This is a genomic window from Bradyrhizobium monzae (assembly GCF_021458635.1).
Lineage (GTDB): Bacteria > Pseudomonadota > Alphaproteobacteria > Rhizobiales > Xanthobacteraceae > Bradyrhizobium.
Genome location: NZ_JAIRDQ010000032.1, coordinates 1 through 3,241 on the forward strand (window position 1 = coordinate 1; position 3,241 = coordinate 3,241).

The 3,241-nt window shown below is 70.7% G+C and carries 2 protein-coding genes; both read left to right on the plus strand.

Annotated features, from left to right (window positions below; all coding sequences use genetic code 11):
- The first annotated feature begins 91 nt into the window (after positions 1 to 91).
- On the plus strand, positions 92 to 1,336 hold the full coding sequence (locus K3F49_RS39000; RefSeq protein WP_452101163.1) for a polyketide synthase dehydratase domain-containing protein: 1,245 nt from the start codon (positions 92 to 94) through the stop codon (positions 1,334 to 1,336).
- A 28-nt stretch (positions 1,337 to 1,364) separates the two neighbouring features.
- Positions 1,365 to 3,241 (plus strand): type I polyketide synthase (locus K3F49_RS39005; protein WP_234686152.1); only part of this gene is annotated, 1,877 nt, incomplete at its 3' end.

The window sequence follows — 3,241 nt, forward strand, 5'->3', positions numbered from 1 at the left end:
GGCCGGTGCTGCAACTAGCCGGGGCCTGAGCATCTACAGCCGTGCGGAAGATGCTCCTGAAGGCGCGTCATGGACGCTGCATGCGCAGGGCGTGCTGGGCGAGGCGCAGGACGCTGCGGCAGACCTAACGCAAGAGAGCGGCCTCGAAGTCTGGCCACCCGTCGGTGGCGAGCCGATCGACCTGAGCGGTCATTACGCGAAGCTGGCGGCGCGCGGCTACGGCTATGGGCCGCTGTTCCAGGGGCTGGTCGAGGCCTGGCGCGTTGGCGACGTCGTCTACGGCCGCGCGGTGCTGGCGGAGGCGCTGGGAGCATCAGCGGATGGTTACGGGCTGCATCCGGCGCTCTTGGACAGCGCACTGCATGTGCTGAGCTTCGACCGGATTGCCGGCGCCGATCTCAGCGACGGCGCCGATGCGCCGCTGCTGCTGCCGTTCGAATGGTCCGAGGTGTCGCTGGCCGCTCAAGGCGCACGCGAGCTGCGGGTCCGCGCCTCGGTCGAGCGCAGCGGCGAAGGCGAGGCCTTGGCGCATCTGCAGCTGGCGGATGGCCATGGGCGCGTCGTTGCCCATGTCGGGGGTCTGCGGCTGAAGCAAGCGAGCGAAGCGCAGATCCGCGAGGCCGCGCGCAGCGAGGCGCAGCATCTGTACCGGCTGGAATGGCGCGCGGTGACGTTGAGCGAGGCCGAGGCCACCTCTGACGCGGCCCCGCTGATCGTGGGTGGCGACGGCAGGCTGGCGGCCCGTCTCGGGCTCGATCATGTCGACAGCATTGCCGCTGTTGTTGCGCGGCTCGACGAAGGCGGCGCGATCCCCACACAGCTCGTGTTCGACCATCTGTCCGATCCGGCTGAACCCATCGGCGGCGTGCTTGCGGCAACGCATGCGACGGCGGCGCGTGGCCTTGCCGAGCTGCAGGCGATCTTTGGCGAAGCAAGGCTGAACGAGACGGATGTGACGTGGCTGACGCAGGGCGCGGTTGCGACCGGTGCCGACGAAGGCGCCGGCGGACTGACGCGTGCGCCGCTGTGGGGCCTGGTGCGAAGCGCGCGGGCGGAGCATCCCGATCGGCGGCTGCAGCTTGTCGATGTGGATGCAGTGCCTGCCGATGCAGCACTGCTGGGCAAGCTCATTGCGACGACNGTCAGAGCCCGAGCTTGCGCTGCGCCACGGTGCGGTGCTGGCGCCGCGGCTGGCGCGCGCTGGCGCCGGCGCGGGCACCCTTCAGGCGCCTTCCACCGTAGAAGATTACCGCGTTGCGGTCACCGATCCCGGCCGGCTCGACGGCGTCAGCCTGGTGGCGGCGTCCGAGCTGTCGGAGCCGCTGGCCGCCAATGAGGTCCGGGTCGTGGTGCGTGCGGCCGGCATGAACTTCCGCGACGTGCTGATCACGCTGGGCCAGATTGCCTCGCCCGCGATCGGGTTCGAGTTCGCCGGCGTGGTGGAGGCGGTCGGCGCTGAGGTGACCTCGGTTGCGGTCGGCGATCGCGTGTTCGGCTGTGGCCGCGGCTGCTTTGGCACCCGCGCGGTGACGAAGGCCGAGCAGCTGGCAAAGATCCCCGACGGCATGTCGTTCGCGGCGGCGGCGACGATCCCGCTGGCCTATCTGACGGCGCTGTATGCGCTGCAGGAGCTCGGCCAGATCAAATCCGGCGACCGCGTCCTGGTGCACGCGGCGGCCGGCGGCGTCGGCATGGCGGCGGTGCAGCTGTGCCGTCACTTCGGCGCGGAGGTCTATGGCACGGCGAGCCCGGGCAAATGGCCGGTGCTGGAACGGATGGGTCTGGACGGCCGTCACATCGCCAACTCCCGTGACCTCAGCTTCGAGCGGCAGTTCAGCTCGGCCACCAACAATGAAGGCGTCGACATCGTCCTCAACGCGCTGACCGGCGAGTTCGTCGATGCCTCGCTGCGGCTGTTGCCGCGGGGCGGCCGCTTCCTGGAGATGGGGATCGCCGACGGGCGTGACGCGGCTGCGATCGCGCAAAAATACCGCGGCGTGAGCTACCATGCCTTCATCCTGCCGACCGAGCGGATGCCGGCGCTCTTGACCCAGCTGATGGGATTGTTCGCGCAAGGTGCGCTGGCGCCGTTGCCCTATGTCGCCTACGACGTCAGGCAGATGCCGGCGGCGCTGCGGCAGATGGCGCAGGGCCGTCACGTCGGCAAGCAGGTGGTGCAGCTGCCGCGGCGTCTTGCCGACGGCGGCACGGTGCTGATCACGGGCGGCGCAGGCGAGATCGGCCGCGAGGTCGCCCGGCATCTGGTTGCCGAGCATGGCGTGCGGCACCTGCTGCTGACGTCGCGTCGCGGCATGGCCGCGCCGGGCGCCTCCGAGCTGGTGGCCGAGCTGCAAACCCTGGGCGCGCAGACGGTCGAGCTGGTGAGCTGCGACGTCGCGAACCGTGACGCGGTCGGCAAACTCCTGAACGCCATCGCACCGGAGCGTCCGCTGACGGGCGTGTTCCATCTGGCCGCCACGCTCGACGACGGCATCGTGCCGGCGCTGACCGTGGAGCGGCTGGAGCGGGTGTTGCAGCCGAAGCTCGACGGCGCCTGGCATCTGCACGAGCTGACGGCAAAGATGGATCTTGCGGCGTTCGTGCTGTTCTCGTCGGTGGCGGCGCTCGGCAGTCCGGGGCAGGCCAACTACGCGGCGGCGAACGTGTTTTTGGATGCGCTTGCGGCGGAGCGGCGGCATCGTGGTCTGGCCGGGCAGAGCCTGCTGTGGGGCCTGTGGGCGCCGCGCGGGGTCGGCATGACGGCGCATCTGGGCCGGGCCGAGCTGATGCGGATGCGCCGGCAGGGCGTGCAGGCGCTGTCGCTGGAGCTCGGGCTCGATCTTCTGGACGCGGCACGATCGCAGCCCGAAGCGATGCTGGTCCCGATCCATCTGGACGTCGGCGCGATGCAGCGCCAGCTCAGCGACGACGTGCCGGCGCTGTATCGCGGTCTGGTGCGCAGCGGCTTGCGCAAGGCCTCGACGGCGGCAAGCGGCGACACCAATGGCTTGCGGGTGCGGCTGGCGGCGCTGGCCGGCGAGAGCGAGCGGCTGGCGGCGCTGGTGGAGCTGGCGCAGGAGGAGATCGCGGCGGTGCTGGCCTCGTCCGGAACCGCCTCGGTGCCGGCGGACCAGCCGCTGAAGGAGCTCGGGCTCGACTCGCTGATGGCGGTCGAGCTGCGCAACCGCCTGTCGGGGCGCATCAGCGCCAGGCTGCCGACCACGCTCGCCTTCGACTACCC